Annotated in this window: 16 protein-coding genes; 7 read left to right on the top strand and 9 right to left on the bottom strand. The window is 44.2% G+C overall.

The features are described from left to right. Positions 1-390 precede the first annotated feature (390 nt). Entirely contained in the window at positions 391-1,443 is a 1,053-nt protein-coding gene (locus tag AC6H1S_RS02465) for a 2Fe-2S iron-sulfur cluster-binding protein (RefSeq protein ID WP_497565001.1), read from the bottom strand. Between the two features lie 108 nt (positions 1,444-1,551). Next, positions 1,552-2,325 (bottom strand): lytic transglycosylase domain-containing protein, encoded by a 774-nt coding sequence (locus AC6H1S_RS02460; protein ID WP_199138807.1) that lies wholly within the window; start codon positions 2,323-2,325, stop codon positions 1,552-1,554. Between the two features lie 219 nt (positions 2,326-2,544). Here AC6H1S_RS02460 and AC6H1S_RS02455 point away from each other — a divergent pair, with 219 nt between their 5' ends. Together AC6H1S_RS02455 and AC6H1S_RS02450 are read left to right on the top strand one after the other, a co-directional pair. Further along, positions 2,545-3,840, top strand: coding sequence for a pseudouridine synthase (locus AC6H1S_RS02455; RefSeq protein WP_497565000.1), 1,296 nt, complete (start codon positions 2,545-2,547; stop codon positions 3,838-3,840). Between the two features lie 211 nt (positions 3,841-4,051). Next, complete coding sequence (locus AC6H1S_RS02450) at positions 4,052-5,161, top strand: lactonase family protein (RefSeq protein WP_497564999.1); 1,110 nt, start codon at positions 4,052-4,054, stop codon at positions 5,159-5,161. Positions 5,162-5,172: 11 nt separating this feature from the next. Here AC6H1S_RS02450 and bshA read toward each other — a convergent pair whose 3' ends face one another. The 3 genes from bshA to tilS all read right to left on the bottom strand — a co-directional run bounded on the left by bshA (position 5,173) and on the right by tilS (position 8,330). After that, positions 5,173-6,312, bottom strand: coding sequence for an N-acetyl-alpha-D-glucosaminyl L-malate synthase BshA (bshA, locus tag AC6H1S_RS02445; RefSeq protein WP_199138800.1), 1,140 nt, complete (start codon positions 6,310-6,312; stop codon positions 5,173-5,175). 204 nt (positions 6,313-6,516) lie between these two features. Next, positions 6,517-6,999, bottom strand: coding sequence for a hypothetical protein (locus AC6H1S_RS02440; RefSeq protein ID WP_199138799.1), 483 nt, complete (start codon positions 6,997-6,999; stop codon positions 6,517-6,519). Then, positions 6,999-8,330 (bottom strand): tRNA lysidine(34) synthetase TilS, encoded by a 1,332-nt coding sequence (tilS, locus tag AC6H1S_RS02435; RefSeq protein WP_497564998.1) that lies wholly within the window; start codon positions 8,328-8,330, stop codon positions 6,999-7,001. Before tilS ends, AC6H1S_RS02440 begins: the two co-directional genes overlap by 1 nt. A gap of 163 nt (positions 8,331-8,493) precedes the next feature. On the opposite strand from tilS, the gene AC6H1S_RS02430 reads away from it, so the two are divergent. Then, positions 8,494-10,767: an OstA-like protein gene (locus tag AC6H1S_RS02430; RefSeq protein WP_497564997.1), complete on the top strand. Its 2,274-nt coding sequence runs from the start codon at positions 8,494-8,496 to the stop codon at positions 10,765-10,767. A 109-nt stretch (positions 10,768-10,876) separates the two neighbouring features. Here the strand turns inward: AC6H1S_RS02430 and rdgB are convergent, their stop codons facing one another. Continuing rightward, on the bottom strand, positions 10,877-11,449 hold the full coding sequence (gene rdgB / locus AC6H1S_RS02425; RefSeq protein ID WP_497564996.1) for an RdgB/HAM1 family non-canonical purine NTP pyrophosphatase: 573 nt from the start codon (positions 11,447-11,449) through the stop codon (positions 10,877-10,879). Between the two features lie 10 nt (positions 11,450-11,459). After that, positions 11,460-12,077, bottom strand: a complete 618-nt coding sequence (locus AC6H1S_RS02420; protein ID WP_497564995.1) for a hypothetical protein — start codon at positions 12,075-12,077, stop codon at positions 11,460-11,462. A gap of 215 nt (positions 12,078-12,292) precedes the next feature. Between AC6H1S_RS02420 and AC6H1S_RS02415 the strand changes: the two genes are divergently transcribed. The 4 genes from AC6H1S_RS02415 to AC6H1S_RS02400 all read left to right on the top strand — a co-directional run bounded on the left by AC6H1S_RS02415 (position 12,293) and on the right by AC6H1S_RS02400 (position 15,685). Then, a complete protein-coding gene (locus AC6H1S_RS02415) occupies positions 12,293-12,778 on the top strand; it encodes a hypothetical protein (RefSeq protein ID WP_233165757.1) in 486 nt (161 codons plus the stop codon). Positions 12,779-12,838: 60 nt separating this feature from the next. Next, positions 12,839-14,203 carry a peptidylprolyl isomerase gene (locus AC6H1S_RS02410; protein WP_199138788.1) on the top strand — a complete coding sequence of 455 codons (1,365 nt, stop codon included), beginning with the start codon at positions 12,839-12,841 and terminating at the stop codon, positions 14,201-14,203. Further along, positions 14,204-15,166, top strand: a complete 963-nt coding sequence (locus tag AC6H1S_RS02405; protein WP_497564994.1) for an AAA family ATPase — start codon at positions 14,204-14,206, stop codon at positions 15,164-15,166. A gap of 120 nt (positions 15,167-15,286) precedes the next feature. After that, positions 15,287-15,685: a DoxX family protein gene (locus AC6H1S_RS02400; RefSeq protein WP_199138782.1), complete on the top strand. Its 399-nt coding sequence runs from the start codon at positions 15,287-15,289 to the stop codon at positions 15,683-15,685. A gap of 120 nt (positions 15,686-15,805) precedes the next feature. On the opposite strand, the gene AC6H1S_RS02395 is transcribed toward AC6H1S_RS02400, so the two are convergent. Together AC6H1S_RS02395 and AC6H1S_RS02390 are read right to left on the bottom strand one after the other, a co-directional pair. Then, positions 15,806-16,693, bottom strand: a complete 888-nt coding sequence (locus AC6H1S_RS02395) for a glycerophosphodiester phosphodiesterase family protein (protein ID WP_497564993.1) — start codon at positions 16,691-16,693, stop codon at positions 15,806-15,808. A 141-nt stretch (positions 16,694-16,834) separates the two neighbouring features. After that, on the bottom strand, positions 16,835-17,689 hold the full coding sequence (locus tag AC6H1S_RS02390; protein WP_497564992.1) for a nuclear transport factor 2 family protein: 855 nt from the start codon (positions 17,687-17,689) through the stop codon (positions 16,835-16,837). Between the last annotated feature and the right edge of the window lie 74 nt (positions 17,690-17,763).

The raw sequence follows: 17,763 nt of genomic DNA, 5'->3' as shown, positions 1-17,763 counted from the left end.
TGAAACAACGGCAACATTTCAAATTGCCGTTCAACCATTTAGGTATTAAGGTACATTTAGATAAACTCAGACTTAGACGTCCTCAGGTGTCTTAGGCGGTGAAACAACGGCAACATTTCAAATTGCCGTTCAACCATTTAGGTATTAAGGTACATTTAGATAAACTGAGACTTAGACGGTCTTAGGCGTCTTAGGGGATAAAACAACGGCAACATTTCGAATTGCCGTTCAACCATTTAGGCGTTAAGGTACATTTAGACAAACTGAGACTTAGACGGTCTTAGGCGCCTTAGGGGATAAAACAACGGCAACATTTCAAATTGCCGTTCAACCATTTAGGCATTAAGGTACATTTAGGCGATTGCAACTCGGGCAGACACAACCATTTACCTACTCCCAAGTAATTGTGGTGCCATTTACCGTGGGATGCCCCGTACAGACCAGCACCCGCCCACGAGCCACTTCATCGTCGGTAAGCACTTCGTTGTAATCCATTCTTACACCGCCTTCAATGCAAGTGGCTACACAGGTACTGCAAACACCACCGCTACAGCTGTATGGTAATTTGATCTTGTTTTCGAGCGCTACTTCTAAAATCCGTTTGGGATAAGGAATGTCTAAATGATGTACTTTGCCCGCAAAATGGAGTACCACCGAATAAGTATTCGTATCCTTTACCTTTTCGGTCGAATCATCTTCGTCAATTTCGTCCTCGGGCAACACAAAAGTCTCGCGTTTAACCTGAGCTGGCGCATAACCGGCTCCAAGCAGGGTAATGCGGCAAACATCCATGTAATCAACCGGACCACAGGTATAAAAGAGCGCGTCGGCCGAGCTGAAGGCCATATTTTCTTTTACCAATTGGTTGATCAGAAATCCATTTAGTCTGGCGCGCATCAGGTTTTTCGAATTGCTGTGCAGCTGGATAAGGGTTAAGCGCTCGGGATAATCCCGTTCCCACTGCCGAAGCTCATCCCTAAACAAAGTATCTTCGGCAGAACGGCTACTATAAATCAGTACGATTTTAGAAAACTGCTCGCTAAGCAATGCCGTTTTGAGGATTGAAAAAAGTGGCGTTATGCCTACTCCGGCACCAAACAGAAAAACTGTTCTTTTGAGCGTTGGTGCAGGCATATAAACAAATTGCCCGTTGGGTTCGGCCGTATTAACTACATCGCCTATAGCCAATTGATGATGGATAAATCGCGAAATTTCTCCATTTTCCACCAACTTCACGGCAATAGACAAAGGTTCGTCGGCCACTGGCGAACTGCAAAAGGAATAAGATCTTCGCAGTTCTTTGCCGTTTACCTCAAAAACCAAGGTCAGGAATTGTCCGGCCTCATAAGCAAGCTTTGATCCGTCTACCGTTTCAAAATCGATAGCCAGCACTTCAGTAGGCTGTGGCCTGACGGCAATAACGCGAAGCTGGGGTGTAGACATGGGCCTAAATTACAAAATATCAGCACAACTCGCAGCAAGGCCAATGTCAAGACAACAAAAAAAGCCGTCAACTTTGAGATTGACGGCCTTTGTTTTGTTTAAATCAAATTACTCTACATTGCTGCTGGTGCTGCCCGTATAGGCAATGAGTGCTCTTTGCCCTACGTAGCCATTGCGTACGGGGTTTTCTAAAATTTCTTTGACCGAAATCAACTTGTAAACATACCCTCCTGTTTCCCGGTTTAATTTCATTTTGAAATAATTATCCTGATTTTGTCTGTTAATCTGCCTCTTCATGTGCACATCGCCTACGTTATAGGCCGCGGCTACAAGCGTCCAGCTATCAAAGATTCCATAAAGCTCTTTGATATATTTACAAGCCGCAATAGTCGATTTCCTCAGGTTGTTGCGTTCATCCACACGGCTATTCACTCGAAGTCCGTAGGTACGGGCCGTTCCGGGCATAAATTGCCAATAGCCGGCTGCGCCTTTGGGCGAAGTACCGCCCTGAAGGCCTGATTCAACCAATGGAATGTACTTGAAATCGTTAGGAATACCATATTGGGCCAAAATAGGTTCTATAATCGGAAACCATTCTGCCGCCTTGCGGTGTAAACGATTAGTTTGCAGGTTATGGTAAGAAAAAGAGGCCAAAACCTTTTTCATCTTGCCGTTTATTTTCGCGTCGCCCATGGGTAGGGTTTCTGCTGCAAATTCTAGTTGAGCTAGTGAGAAAGCCGGCTCTTCAGCTTCTTTTTTTAGGGTATTTTTGTTGTCCTTATCAAGACTTGTCTTTACTTCTGGCAGCGTATAAGCAAACACTTTTGCCATAACCAGTAATACCAAGATTACCGTACATGGAATGAGGTGTTTCTTTATCATCTTCCTCCTTTTTTTGGTGAACAAAATATACTTGGTGCGCAAAGGTACATTTTATTAACCTAATTATCAAATAGTTATGAAATTAAGTTTAAAAATCAGGCTTTAAATAACTTTAAACGCAGATTCCATTTTTCTCAATTTGGACAAAATTTAAGGGTTTGGATTACGAGATTTTTGCTAAATTTGCATCCGCATAATTCATGCGCTTAGAGGCATATCATGATCAGAAACAACAACAGGAACAGTCGCGATGACAAGTCCAAATCGGGCAAAGGAAGTACAGGCAGCAAATCTACAGGTACTGACAAATCCCAAAGCAGGTTTAACGACGCAACAGGAAGAGACGACAGGCGGAAATCCGGCTTCGACTCGAAAGAGAAAAGAGAATATAAACCAAGAACCGAAAGCGGTTACAAATCCAGAGAAGCAGGAGACGACAGACGCAAGTCTAATTTCGACCCCAAAGAAAAAAGAGCATACAAACCCAGAACCGAAGGCGGCTTTAAAGCTAAAGAAGGATTTAATAAGCCTTGGGATAAAAAAGAGGGCCCTCGCCCATTCAAAGCCGCCAGTTCTAAAGACGGCATTACCGAAAGCAAACGCAGCTACACCAAAAGAGACGGCCAAACCGGAGAAGATTTCAAATCAGGCGACAGGAGAAGTAGCGCGCCGAAAAGCTTCGACAGCCGTCCGTTCAGAAAAAGAGAAGAAGGCAGTTTCAAGCTACGCAAAGAAGATAAAGGCGAAAGGGTTGCTCCAGCTACCCGCAGCCGGAAGCCCGTTGCTTCAAAAGACGACGACCTGATCCGCCTGAACCGCTACATTGCCAATTCGGGCATCTGCTCGCGCCGCAAGGCCGACGAACTGATCGAAGCCGGTGTAATTAGCGTAAACGGCGTTCCGGTTACCGAACTGGGCCACAAAGTCGACCCTTACAAAGACGAAGTACGCTACAATGGCGAGGTGCTTAAACGCGAAAAGAAAGTTTATGTACTCTTGAACAAGCCTAAAGACTATATTACTACTACCGACGACCCACAAGAACGCCGCACGGTAATGCAATTGGTAGAAAAAGCCAGTCGCGAACGGATTTACCCTGTGGGCCGCTTAGATAGAAATACGACCGGATTATTGTTAATGACCAATGATGGCGAGTTGGCGGATAAGCTGTCGCACCCTAAAAATGGCATTACCAAAATCTATCACGTTGAGCTGAACAAAAACCTAAGCCAAGGCGATTTCAACAAAATCGAGTTTGGCTTGGAACTGGAAGATGGCCTGATCAAACCAGACAACATTTCTTACGTGGCCGGAGCCTCAAAAAAAGAAATCGGCATCCAGATCCACAGTGGTAAAAACCGCATCGTACGCCGCATATTCGAACACCTGGGCTATGAGGTAGTTAAGCTTGACCGCGTAGTTTACGGAAGCCTGACCAAAAAGGATTTGCCAAGAGGCAGGTGGCGCTTTTTGGAAGAGCACGAACTGATCCAGATTAAACATTTAATTAAATAAGGCGGAAGGTTTGAAGTTGAAAGTCCAGAGTTGAAAGAGGAGGTGCCTGAAAGACGGCTGGTTAAAGAACCAAACAATAAGGCTAAATCATTCATCAACTCAATCGCTTTAGGTGCCATTCTTGGCTCAAATCATTTTTTTTTAATTAAATTCACTCCATAAAGACAACCTTAAACGTTGTCTTTTTTTATTAAGCTTAAATTCCGGAACCATGAAAAAATTATTTTTCCTTACCGTTGCCCTTCTTTTTGTGGCCAATGCCCATGCACAGCATTACAATCTGCTGGTAGGCACCTATACCAACAAGGGCAATAGCGAGGGGATTTATGTGTACGACTTCAATACCCTGAACGCCGAAACCAAGTTAAAAGCCGTTGCCAAAAACGTAGTCAACCCAAGTTATTTGGCCATCAGCAAAGACAAGAAATTTGTATATAGCGTAAACGAAGATGGAAAGAACAGCGGCGTAAGTTCGTTCAAATTCAATAGTACCAGTGGAGATTTGGCTTTTCTCAACAAAAAAGATTCAGAAGGTGCCGATCCCTGCTACATCAGCGTTGATGATAAAAACGTAATCCTGGCCAATTACAGTGGCGGAACCATCAGTGTTTTTGGTCGCCATGCCGATGGTTCTTTAACCGATGCCAAGCAGGTAATCCAACACACAGGCAAAAGCATCGACCCTCAAAAAAGACAGGAAAGCGCGCACGTGCACATGGTGCAGTTCACTCCCGATAAAAAATACTTGATCTCGAACGACCTGGGCGAAGACCGGATTTATATCTACAACTACAATCCCATTAGCAGAAACAAAGTCTTGAGCATAAAAACGGTGATCAAAACCAATGCAGGAAGCGGCCCAAGGCACTTAACCTTTAGTCCGAACGGACGTTTTGCCTATTTGGCCCACGAGTTTAACGGCAGCATCACCGGCTTTGTTTACGCCAATGGCACTTTGAAAAAGATCCAGGAGATGGCTACTGCCGACAAAAACTTTACCGGCAGGATCGACGGTGCCGACATCCATGTAAGTGCCGACGGCAAATTCCTTTACGAAAGCAACCGCGGTGATGCCAATACCATTAATGTGTTTGCTGTTTTGCCAACAGGCATTTTGAGGTTTGTAGAAAGCGTAAGCTCTTTGGGCAAAGGCCCGCGCAATTTCAGCATCGATCCATCGGGCAAGTTTTTGCTGGTGGCGCACCAATACACCAACGAGGTAGTGGTTTTTAACCGCAACAGCATTACCGGCAAACTCACCGACAGTGGCAAACGAATCAATGTTGGCGTACCCGTTTGCCTAATATTTAGCAAACTATAAACACAGCTGTATTAATTATTTACTTTCGATTGCTCCAATACTTCGTTGTAGAATTCAACATACATGGGCAATATTTTCTTCAAATCGAAGTCTTTGGCTCTGGTTAAGGCATTTTCCTTAAAATAAGCCAACACATCTTCATTGCTTAGAATGGTAATGGCTTTGTTGGCCATATCGTCTATATCGCCTACATTGCACATGTAGCCACAAAAATCGTCGATGTTCAGCTCTGGTAAACCGCCTGCATTCGAAGTAATGACAGGTACTTTGCAGGCCATCGCTTCCAGGGCAGCCAAGCCGAAGCTTTCCGATTCGGAAGGCATGATAAAGAGATCCGAAACCGAGAGGATTTCTTCAACCGCATCCTGCTTGCCTAAAAACCTTACGTTTTCGCAAATGTTAAGCTCCCGGCAAAGCTGTTCATTAGCCGTACGCTCGGGTCCGTCGCCTACCATCAACAATTTAGACGGAATACGCTCCTGTACCTTTTGGAACATTTTGATGACGTCTTCGGTGCGTTTCACTTTCCTGAAGTTGGAGGTATGGATCAAAATGCGCTCGTTATTAGGGGCAATGGCTTTTTTGAAATGATCTTTAGGCTTCAGGCTAAAGCGGGCAAAATCGATAAAATTCGGAATAACCTTGATTTCTTTTTGAATGTCGAAGTGCTTGTAGGTATCTTCCTTAAGGTCTTGCGATACGGTAGTAACACCATCGCTTTGGTTAATAGAAAAAGTAACCACCGGTTTGTAGGTGGCGTCTTTGCCTACTAAAGTAATATCGGTGCCATGCAGCGTGGTTACAAACGGAATATTGATACCATAGGTAGCCAAAATCTGCTTGGCCATAAAGGCGGCCGAAGCATGCGGAATGGCATAATGTACATGCAACAGGTCGAGCTGTTCAAACCTGACCACATCTACCAGCTTGCTGGCCAGGGCCGATTCGTATGGAGCGTAATCAAACAGCGGATAATCCCTCACCGAAACCTCGTGGTAAAACAGGTTGGCAGAGAAAAAATCGAGCCGGGCCGGTTGGCTGTAAGTGATGAAATGAACCTGATGGCCTTCGTTAGCCAGTGCTTTGCCCAACTCTGTAGCTACTACACCGCTACCGCCAAAGGTAGGATAACAAACAATTCCTATTTTCATCTAGTTGTTTCTTTTAATAAGCTAATTAAGTATTCCATTTAATCAAAACCAGATTAAATTAACGAAAGCAAATTAACTTATATCTTATGTATTAATTGTTATCTGCCGGTAATAAAATGGAGAGATTATCAGTTGGCAGTTATCAGTTTACGGTTTACAAATCAGTCGACGCGTAATTAAAATCTGTTAACCTGTGGCTACAAATCAAGACTTCATTTCAGCCTGGATCACAAGGTACATCTCGTTAGGTCTTTGTGTACCGATGAAATATTCGAGGCCATCCCGATCAGTTAGCACGATGGCATCTTTGCCAGAAGAATAGAATCTGATGCTGCCTTTTCTGTGCAGGTTGTAAACCGGATTATTGAAAAAATAATTGCTGTAAGTAGCCTTGCGCACCTTTACAATGCTGTTCAGGTCAATTTTAACGCGCTTGGCCGTCCAAAGTCCGTCAATAATTACGCTCTTGTTTTCGATGCGGATTTTATACTGGATCAGAAACAGCAGAATAATCGAAACACCAATAATGCCAAAGCCCACTACCAGAAAAAGATCTACGGTATTGTCTCTATCGCGCTCATACACGTAGGCCCCAAAACAAAAGGCCGCCATGACCAAACGAATGGCAATGCGGATATAATCGCGCCCAATGTATTGTTTTTCGATATAAACGTGCTTTTGATCCATTATTGATTTAACAGTTCGAATATAGCAACTTTTTTCGTTGTTGCATTGACTTTATATCTATTGTCTTGCCTTAATCCGGCTACCCAAATTATTTCGCCATTACCGTTAATCAGCAAAGGAATGCGTTCTTTTTGGGGCAACGGTACTTTTTCGTCGATCAAAAAATCGCTCAGTTTCTTGAACTGCCTCATTCCCAAAGGCATAAACCTATCGCCATCTTGTCTAAAACGCAATATCAACGGAAAAATAAGCTGCGCAACATCTACGTAAGCCTTATTCGGATTGGTTTCGTACACCCTCGCCTCTACATAAGAAAGCGCGATTTCCTGGCTGCCAATCCAGCTATGGCTATCTTGGGGGTGCACCAGGCAATGTTCTTCGTTTTTCTTCTCCACCGGCGAAATAATCAGCATTTCCCTATCAATGGTTGCGCGATGGCTCGAGCTGTAAAAAGAAGTACCGCTCTGCTTATCGAGCGATGCCAAAATCCTGTTTACCACATGGGCACTAAAATTAAAGGGCTTCAGCAATTCAAACAACAAAAGCTTTTGGGGCTTTAGCTCCTTGATTTTTGCTATTTGGAGATGGCAATCGCCATGTTCTACATACATTATGGCCTGTCGGGTTTCGGCAACGATGCGCTGTACCAGTTCTTCCGTTTCGGCAAAACGCTCCATATTCTGGACAAAGGTCTGCTCCAGCTTGGGATTGAGTTCCTGCAGTTGTGGCATTACCGTGAGGCGAATACGGTTACGGGCATATTTGCTGCTCTCGTTAGAGCTGTCTTCAACAAAACTGATGTTATTTTCATCTATCAACTGGTCTATTTCTTGGCGCGACAGAAATAACAAAGGCCTGATCAACTTATCGCGTTTGGGCAAAATACCATGCATGCCACTAATACCCGTACCCCGGACCAGGTTAAGCAACAGGGTTTCTATCGAATCGTTTTGGTGATGGGCCAGCGCAATGTAATCGTAATTCAGCTCCTGCCTCAGCTGTTCAAACCATTGATAGCGAAGTTCGCGTGCAGCCATCTGTGTCGACAGCTGATGCGTATCGGCATATTCGCTGGTATTGAAATGCGCAATGGCTACAGGCGCTTCCAAATCGGCAGCCAGCAATTTCACAAAACTCTCGTCGCGCCGCGATTCGTCGCCACGCAAATTAAAATTGCAGTGGGCTATACTAAAATGAAATCCGGCGAGTTTAAATAGCTGTGCCATCAATACCGAATCCTTGCCTCCGCTCACGGCCAGGAGGATTTTATCTTCCGGCTCAAAAAGGGCATTCTTTTTGATATAAGCGATGAACTGGGTCAATGGCAACATAATCCAAAATTATCTATTTTATAACGATTGTACTTAAAATATAGAACAAAAAACGCTTCCGCAAAGCCGAACCATTTAAAATGAAGGGCAAAAGCCCTTGCCAAACCTTAAAACAAAAGAATTAATCAGCTGAAAATACTAAGCAAAAACTTAACTTTGTAACGTGCAAAAATTACGCTTTTTCTTTCTTCTAGTCCTTTTGCCCAACTTGTTGCTTGCGCAGCAGCGCACCAAGATCATCCTGCAGGGTTCGAGCCAGGCCAAGGTAGATACGAAAACGAACATCACTTATGTTAAAAATCCTATTTTTAGACAGGATAATGCCATTTTAACTTGCGATAGTGCCGTTTTCTATACCGAAAGAAATTTTTTCGAAGCCTATAAAAACGTACACATCAACCAAGGCGATACCGTCAATATCTTTTCCGATTTTCTCGATTACGACGGCAATGCCAAGATGGCGCACCTCAACAGCAATGTACGGATGGTAGACCCCACTTCGGTGCTCACCACCAATGTGCTCGATTACAACATGAATACCCGTATTGGTACTTATACCGACGGCGGCAAAATAGTCAATAAGGAAGGCGTAACCCTAACCAGTAAAAAAGGCTGGTACTTTGCCTTTAGCAAAGATGCTTTTTTCAGGTACAACGTGGTGGTGGTAACGCCGCAAAGCGTCATCAAATCAGATACCCTTCGCTATAACACCCTAAGCAGTTGGACCTATTTTTACGGTCCAACCAACATCAAGGGCAAAGACGACAACCTTTATACCGAAAACGGGCTTTACAACACCAAGTCTGAAAATGCCTATTTCGACAGAAACAACCTCTATACCAACGGTTCGAGATCATTAAAAGGCGATAGCTTGTATTATTACGGCAAAAAAGGCTATGCCAAAGCGGTGAGGAATATTGTTTACATCGACACTTCAGATAAAACCGTAATGCGTGGCCAACTTGGCGAGTATTACAAAGCCGACGAACGGGTTTTGGTGACCAAAAATGCTTATGTGGGTATAGGAACTGACGATTCGGTAATGGTGGGCAACAAGAAGGTCCCTGATACGCTTTGGCTGGGTGCCGATAGCCTGGAGGCACAGAAATCTTTTGTCAAAAACATCAAACTGCTTAATAAGCCTATTATTGAAAAAGACAACGAAGTAGGTGCCGAAGACGAAAAAGCGAAGGAAGAAAAGGAAAAAGAGAAAGCGGCGGCCAAAAAGGAAATGGCCAATGCCAAGCTTTTAAACAAGGCCGTTGTACCAACCGAAAGCCCGAAAAAATTAAGCCGAAAGGAAAGAAAAGAAGCCGAACAAAAGGCCAAAGATACCAAAAACACGAGTCCGCCAAAATTATTGGCAGACAGCATACTGCTCACCAAAGCCAAGCTCCGGCTCGATAGCATTAGACAAGATAGTTTGCTTAACGTGCAGCAACAGCAAGCGCAGATCAAGGCCAAGGACAGCTTGAAAACTGCTCAAAAGATGGCAGACAGCTTGAAAAAAATTACGGTAGCTGGCAAAAAACCGGCAACTGTTGATCCAAAGGCAAAAGCTGTAGCGGCCAATAAAGCCAATCCCGCTGGCAAGACCGGCAAGGACAGCGTAGCTGTGTTTAATCCCGCCGATACCGTTACCGCCAGGGTAATTAAGGCTTACCATAATGTAAGGGTATATAAATCGAATATGCAGGCCATAGCCGATTCATTGTACTACACTTCGGCCGATTCGGTACTGCGCTGGTACAAAAACCCTATTTTATGGTCTGACGGCTCCCAACAAACCGGCGATACCATTAACGTATTCTTTAAAAACAAGAAAACACATAGCTTTCAGGTACTGCAAAATGCATTTATTGTGAACCTCGAAACCGATACCACCAAATTTAACCAGGTAAAGGGCAAAAAGATTACCGGCTTTTTTCAAAACGGCGAACTGCGCGACATGTATGTAGACGGCAATGCCGAGAGCATGTACTACAACAAAGACAAAAACGGCAATTACGACAACCTTAACCAAACGGTGAGTGGCCGTATCAAATTCAGGTTTGCCGACAAGGAGCTTTCTGAGGTAACCATTATCAAGAAAAACGAGGGCACCATGTTCCCTATCGATAAAATGCCAAAGGAACCTTTGCTAACCGGATTTATCTGGAAACCAGAATTAAGGCCAAGAAGCAAAGCCGATGTGATTAAAGGCAGGCCAAAAGCCAAAGCTACGCCCAAGACGGCTCCTGCCGACAAATCGAAGACGGGCGACAAAAACAAGGGTGTTGACCCTAGTGGAGTGAGGCCTATACTGCCCGCCAAAAAACCAGTTGCCAGCGCTACCCCAAAAGAGGCTGGGCAAAAACCAGCTCCGCTTGGCAAGCCCTTAGAGCTGGAGCCGGTAAAAACCGATACCGGAAAAGTTATTTTACCAAAAAAGGGTTGATGATAAAGGAAATAGGGCTACTGAAGATGGATTTGGTTGCTTTTAACCGTCACAAAGCGGATCATTAAACTTAATGAATCATAATTTCTACCTAGCTAAAAGAAACGACTTATCCTTTTAAAAATGCGATGAGTTGTTGCATGGCCAAAGCCCGGTGGCTGATTTTGTTTTTCAGTGCCAAATCCATTTCGGCAAAAGTTATACCGAAGCCTTCTGGCTCGAAGATAGGATCATAGCCAAAGCCATTGGTTCCTGCAGGTTCTTGTCTGATATAACCGTTAATGACCCCTTCAAACAAATGGTTTTCTCCGTTTTGCATGAGTGAGATTACGGTTTTGAAACGCGCCTTGCGATTGGCTACCCCCTCCATTTTTCCCAATAGAAATTCAAGATTAGTTTGATCGTTTTTAACGCCGCTGTAACGGGCCGAATAAATGCCGGGCTCATTATTCAGGGCCTCTACCTCTAAGCCGCTATCGTCGGCAAAGCAATCTAGCTGGAAGTTTTCGACGACATAGCTGCTTTTCAGGGTTGCATTTTCGGCAAAAGTATGGCCTGTTTCCGGAATATCCACCTCGCAACCAATGCCAGCCAGGTTCAACACTTCATAGGCAGGTGCCAGCAGGTTACTCACCTCTATTGTTTTATGGGCATTATTGGTGGCAAAGACAAGTTTTTTCATGATAGACCGGCTATTTTTTGAGTTGCTGCAAGCTACCCCAAAGCATTTTTTTGCTCTGTTGGTCGCTATCCAGGCTGTGCAGGTTATGGGTAAAAACAAATTGGATATTTTCGAGCATGGCCAATTGGTGCAAAGGCTGTTCGGCCAGTTCGAGCTGTTGGGCAGTTACCCCAAAAGACAGCACCAGCTTGCAATTAAAGAAAGTGCTGAAATCCCGGAATTTGGCTCCGCCATAATTCGCATAATTAACCAAGGCAAAATCGTTGGCAGTAAGTTCAATGGCTTTGACCAATTTGCGCAACAGTTCCCTCCCCTGTTCCGTACTCACCTCGTTTGCATTATCGTTAACCAAAATAAGGATCTGTTTCTGGTTTTTGCCCAAAAACTTGAAATCGAAACCGCCTTTTGGAGCTGTTTGCAGGCTTGGCATGGCAGGCAGGGCCACCACTTTTTCGGTTGTTGGCTCAGGTTCGGCTTTGGGCAAGGCAACAGGGGCCTGCCCGGGCACTTGGGCAGACACTACCCTAATTGGTTCAACAGAAGTCGCTTGCACATCTTGTCGCACCAAATAAACCTCTTCAGTAAAAAATAAACGTAAAGCTTCTGCGTTATTGGTAAGTTGGTTCACCTTCTTCTCTTTTCTGTTGAAATTATTTTCTGTTAAAATTAGTTAAATATCTTATTATAGCGCCTTAAATTATTACTTTTATCCATTAAAATTTATAGCTGTTGTCTCTTGTGAGAAAAGTCTGTTGCATTTTTATTTTCTGTTCTTTGGTCCATGTTGCTTTTGCTCAAAATGTTGCCTCCGTTAACGGCAAATCCATCAGCAGCAAAGAGTTTATGTGGGTCTACAAAAAAAATCATGCAGGGGTGGCCAGTGCCTCCTACCAAGACTTGGCGGCCTACCTTAACCTGTACATTAACTTTAAGCTGAAGGTAATGGACGCCAAGGCGATGGGACTGGATGCCGATACGGCCTATAAAAAAGAAATTAATGGTTACGAAGATGCCCTGAAAGCGCAAAGAAAAACCTCGCCCAAAAACATAGAGTACAACTTCATCATGAACGAGTACCGCGAAGGTGTGCTGATGTTCAATGTTTCGGAAAAGAAAATCTGGAGCAAGGTACAGGACGACGAAGCGCAAATCCATAATTTCTACAGCAAAAACGCGGGCAACTATGCCGGCAAAAGCTTTGAAGATGTCCGTGGACAGGTAATTGCCGATTATCAGCAAAGCCTCGAAGACCAATGGATCAAATCTTTAAGAGCCAAATATACCGTAAAGGTAAACGACGACGAACTTAGAAAGCTGGCCAAGCCTTAAAAGCCCGGTGTTAGCCGAATAATATTAACTTTGCAACAGAAATAATTGAATACACCCATAATGAAGAGATTTCTAATCATCGCAGGCTTGCTAACTTGCCTGTTCATCAATGTACAAGCACAAAAAACAACCATAGATAAAGTAGTGGCCGTAGTAGGAAGCAACGTGATCCTCCTCTCCGACCTCAACCAGCAATATGCTATTTTCCTCAACCAGGGAAATCCGCCCGATACCAAGGTCAAATGCTACTTCCTGCAACAAATGCTGATCCAAAAACTGTTGAAGCAACAAGCTGAAATCGACTCGATTATGGTTGACGACAGCCAGGTTGATGATGCTTTGGACAAACGCATGCGCTACCAGATCCAACGTATGGGCGGACAGGAGCGTTTAGAGCAGTTCTTGCAAAAATCGGTGCTTCAGTACAAAGACGAAATGAGACCAGAAGTAAAAGAAGGTCTTATTGCCGACAAAATGCAGCAAAAAATTACCGAAAACACAACTGTAACGCCTTTAGAGGTTAAAAAATATTTCGAAAGCTACAATAAAGACAGTTTGCCCGACATTGGTACAGAAGTAGAAGTTGGCGAAATTGTACTTTACCCTAAACTAACCAAAGCCGAAAAACAAAGGTATTACGACAAAATAGAATCATACAGGTTGCGGATCAAAAGTGGCGAAGACTTTGGCTTTTTGGCCAAAAGCTATTCTGAGGATCCAGGTTCTGCCTCTGAAGGTGGCGATATGGGCTTTATCGACAGAACCACCATGGTCAAGGAATTTACGGCTTGGGCATTTAAGCTTAAAGCTGGCGAAATGTCGCCGGTATTCGAAACCGAATATGGCTACCATATTCTTCAGGTCATTGAGCGCAGGGGTGAGCAGGCACACGTGAGGCACATTTTGATCAGGCCACAAACTACGCCAGCCAGTTTAGACCGCATCAAGCTCAAAGCCGATAGTATCTATAAAGACATCACTGATAAAAAACTACCGTTCTCCTCTGCCGCATCGCTCTATTCAGACAACAAAGAAACCCAATACAATGGCGGTATGATGCTTTACGCCGACAACCAAACGGCCAGAACAACCTTTATCCCGGTAGAAAAACTTGATCCTTCGGTATTTGTGGTTATCGATACCATGAAAGTTGGCGAGGTTTCGAAACCTATTCCATTTAGCAGTCAACAAGACGGCAAGGAAGGCTATAAATTGTTCTTCTTAAAGTCTAAAACCCCGCCACACAAGGGCAACCTGGAGCAGGATTACCCTAAGTTTAAAGAAAGGGCGCAACAGGATAAAAATGCAAAAGTAATGAGCGAGTGGTTTGAAAAACGCAGAGAAACTACTTATATTAGGATCGACGACGAGTTTGCTACTTGCGACGAGATGAAACTTTGGGTTAATAAAGACAAGAAACAATAGATGCAATTTAATAACGAGGTCGAAGCGGTAGATGCCCTGCACCAATCTTTCAAGAACATTAAGGCCGAAATTGGCAAAGTGGTTATTGGCCAAGACGAAATCGTAAAATCTGTACTAATCGCCATATTCAGCAATGGACACTGCCTTTTGGTAGGCGTTCCCGGATTGGCCAAAACCTTATTGGTGCAGACCGTTGCCAACGTTTTAGACCTCGATTTTAACCGCATCCAGTTTACGCCCGACCTAATGCCCAGCGATATTATCGGGGCAGAGATTTTAGGTGAAGACCGCCATTTTAAATTCATTAAAGGCCCTATATTTTCGAATATCATTTTAGCCGACGAAATTAACCGTACACCTCCAAAAACACAGGCAGCCTTATTGGAGGCCATGCAGGAAAAAGCGGTTACTGCCGCAGGCCATACCCATACCCTACCACAGCCTTTCTTTGTATTGGCTACGCAAAACCCCATTGAACAAGAAGGAACCTATCCCCTGCCCGAAGCGCAACTAGACCGTTTCATGTTCAACATTCAGCTCAACTACCCTTCGTTTGCCGACGAGCTGACCATTGTTAAAAACACCACCAGCAACAGGGAAGTACAGCTGAACAAAATTGTAAGTGCCAGCGAAATCCAGTATTTCCAAAAGCTGATCAGAAATATCCCGGTTACCGATAATGTTTTGGAATATGCTGTCAAGCTGGTAGCCAAAACCCGCCCGAATACCGAGTTTGCCTCGACAGCGGTTAACAACTACATTTCTTGGGGCGCCGGCCCTAGGGCTTCGCAGTTTTTGATTTTTGGCGCCAAATGCCATGCCGCCATTTCGGGCAAATATGCGCCGGATATTGAGGATGTTCAAGCGGTTGCCGAACCTATTTTGCGCCATCGTATCGTACGTAACTACCGTGCAGAAGCCGAGGGCTTATCGATAGAACAACTCATCAAAGATTTGTTTTAATCAGTTAGGCTACTAAATCAGGCCTAAGCCCGCCTATGCGAAAATCACCAAGCTGTTCTCGGTTTGCTGCATAGAGAAATTATTTGGGTACCTTAATCAGGATAACCTTTTAAATCCTGCATGAAGAACAGCATTTTTATCCTCCATATCGCCATTGCCGTCATTTTGCTTACACATGCCTTGCCCGGCATGTTCGATGGTGGCATCCATAGTTTCGGACAGGACTATTTAAACCAGATCGGCTTTGCGCCCGTGGGCGTACCCTTGGCCTGGGCCATCAAATTGTCGCATGTGGCTTGTGCCATCCTTTTAGTGGCCAACAAGTGGGTAAAGCCTGCCGCTTTGCTCACCATTGCTATACTTGTGATGGGCATTATACTTGTTCATTTTAAAGAGGGCTGGTTTGTGGTTGGTGGCGGGCGAAACGGCGTAGAATATAATTTGCTGCTCATCTGCGTATTGGTAGCGATCATGTTCAACAATAAGCCCAAGACTACCACGATCCAATCGCAACTATAGTTTCCAGTCTAAATTATTGGTGGTACTCGGTTGTGGTTACCTTGCCGCCAAAAATGCTTTTTTGTCTCTGTATTTGCCTTAATTTTTTTCACGCTGCGATAGAGCTTTCACCAAGTTTAATTAATTGTTACGATTAAGCTGTCCCATTAAATTTGGATAGTCGGTTACAATGCCGTCAACCCCCAAATTCATGAGGTATTCTATATCAGCTACCGAATTAACCGTCCATGGAATAATCTTCACTCCAGCGGCACGGCATTTATCAACCAGATTCTTACCCACCAACACCGAATAGGGGCTATAAATGGTTGGTTTAAAGCCCAACTCCTTGATGTTATTCTCAAAATCCTCCTTCTCGTCGATGCCCAGCGAAGTGCGCATTTTCGGATATTTCTGGTGCAGGTATTTCAAAGAACGCATATCGAATGATTGGATGATCACCCTTTTTTCCAGCTTTCTTTCCTTGACAATACCCATGATGATATCTACAAATTCTTCCGGACTTGGCTGAAATTCGCCATCGCCATTGCGGATCAGCTTGGTTTCGATGTTATAATCGGGCTTAGGCAATTTCTTCTGTTTGACGTAGTTTTCTACCGAATCCAGCAGTTCGCCCAACAGGGGTTTGTAAGCCGCTATTTTCTGCTGACCAGGAAAGCGTGGATGGATTTTGCTGCCGACATCAAATTTCTTTACTTCTTCGTAATTCATCTGGTAGATATTATATTTTCTCTGGTCTTTCAGGGTAATCGGCTTGCCATCGGGCGTTAGGCTAAACTCGAAGTTAAAATAGGGCTCCTGCGAAACAACAGCCTGTCTGTCTTTAGAAATGACGATCTCCATTTCGAGCGTGGTGGCACCCAGCTCGAGGCCTTTGATCATTCCGGGGATGGTATTTTCGGGCATGATGCCACGCGCGCCGCGGTGTCCTTGCACATCGAATTTTTTTTGTGCCAAGGCGGTTAATGAAATCGAGCAAAAAATCAAGAAAAGTAGGTGTTTTTTCATGTCCATTTTCGAGCAATAATGAAGCCAGTTTTTGAAATGGCGAGCAGGGAACAGGCTCAAGCCAAAAGACCTTTAGCTACTAAACAAAAAAGGATCCCAGCATAGCCAGAATCCTTGAAGGTTTATATTTGGTTGGTTTGGTTAACGTTCGGCCAAGGTAAATATTTGGGTCATGATATTCCAATTGCCATCGCTCTGGCGTTCCCAAATAAACAGGTAATTAAAGCTTTCGCGCAAATCGGTTTTGTAGTCGATAGTGGCCACACCATAAGTATAAGCCAAATCGCCACCCAATGCCTTGTCGGCAGCCGTAGTTTTCAAGTTGATTTTGTCTACCATACGGTTGTTGAAGGCCTGGATGCTTTCTTTACCGGTAATGGTTTCTGTACCTGGGAACAACAATTGCGCATCTTTATTCAAGAAACCTGCAAAAGCGCTTGGTCCATAAGATTTCAAGGTGGCATTTAATGTTTTTTCGGTTGTTAAAATCACATCCCTGCCTGCTTTCAGCTCTTTTTCTGTTGCGAATTTTGGCGTAAAATGATCTTTAGGCTCTACAAAATTGGCAACTGCCTTGTTTAAAGGCCTGTTGGTTTCGGCTCCAAGGTCGAGAATGAGTTCCCATTTTCCGTTTTTGGCTCTCCAAACCGAAAGGTAATGGCCATACGATTTTTGTTCGCCATTGACTACATAAGCACCGCTGGTAAAGCCCCAATCGCCGCTTCTCGATACACGGGCGGTTGTTGGCGTCCAGCTCAACGATTTCATGTCGGTTGCCGTGGCATAGAATTTTTTGGCATTGGTAGGGTTTGGCCTAAATACCAGGGCATCTGCTGCCGTATATTTTAGAAAAGCTGCATTTGCGCCTTCTTTAGCCGCATCTTCGGCAAATGCTTTTTCGGCATTAACCAACGATTTTGTTGTTCCATCTGATTTTTGTGCATAAGCACCTACGCTCAAAGTGGCCAGTAAAGCGGTGTAAATGATTTTCTTCATGATTAATTTTAATATGGTAGCGCGAATATAAGATTTGGGCGTAAACACCGGCCAAAAAGTATTCCACAATTACA

The organism is Pedobacter sp. TM02 (assembly GCF_059705275.1).
This window is presented reverse-complemented; position numbering and strand designations above follow the sequence as displayed.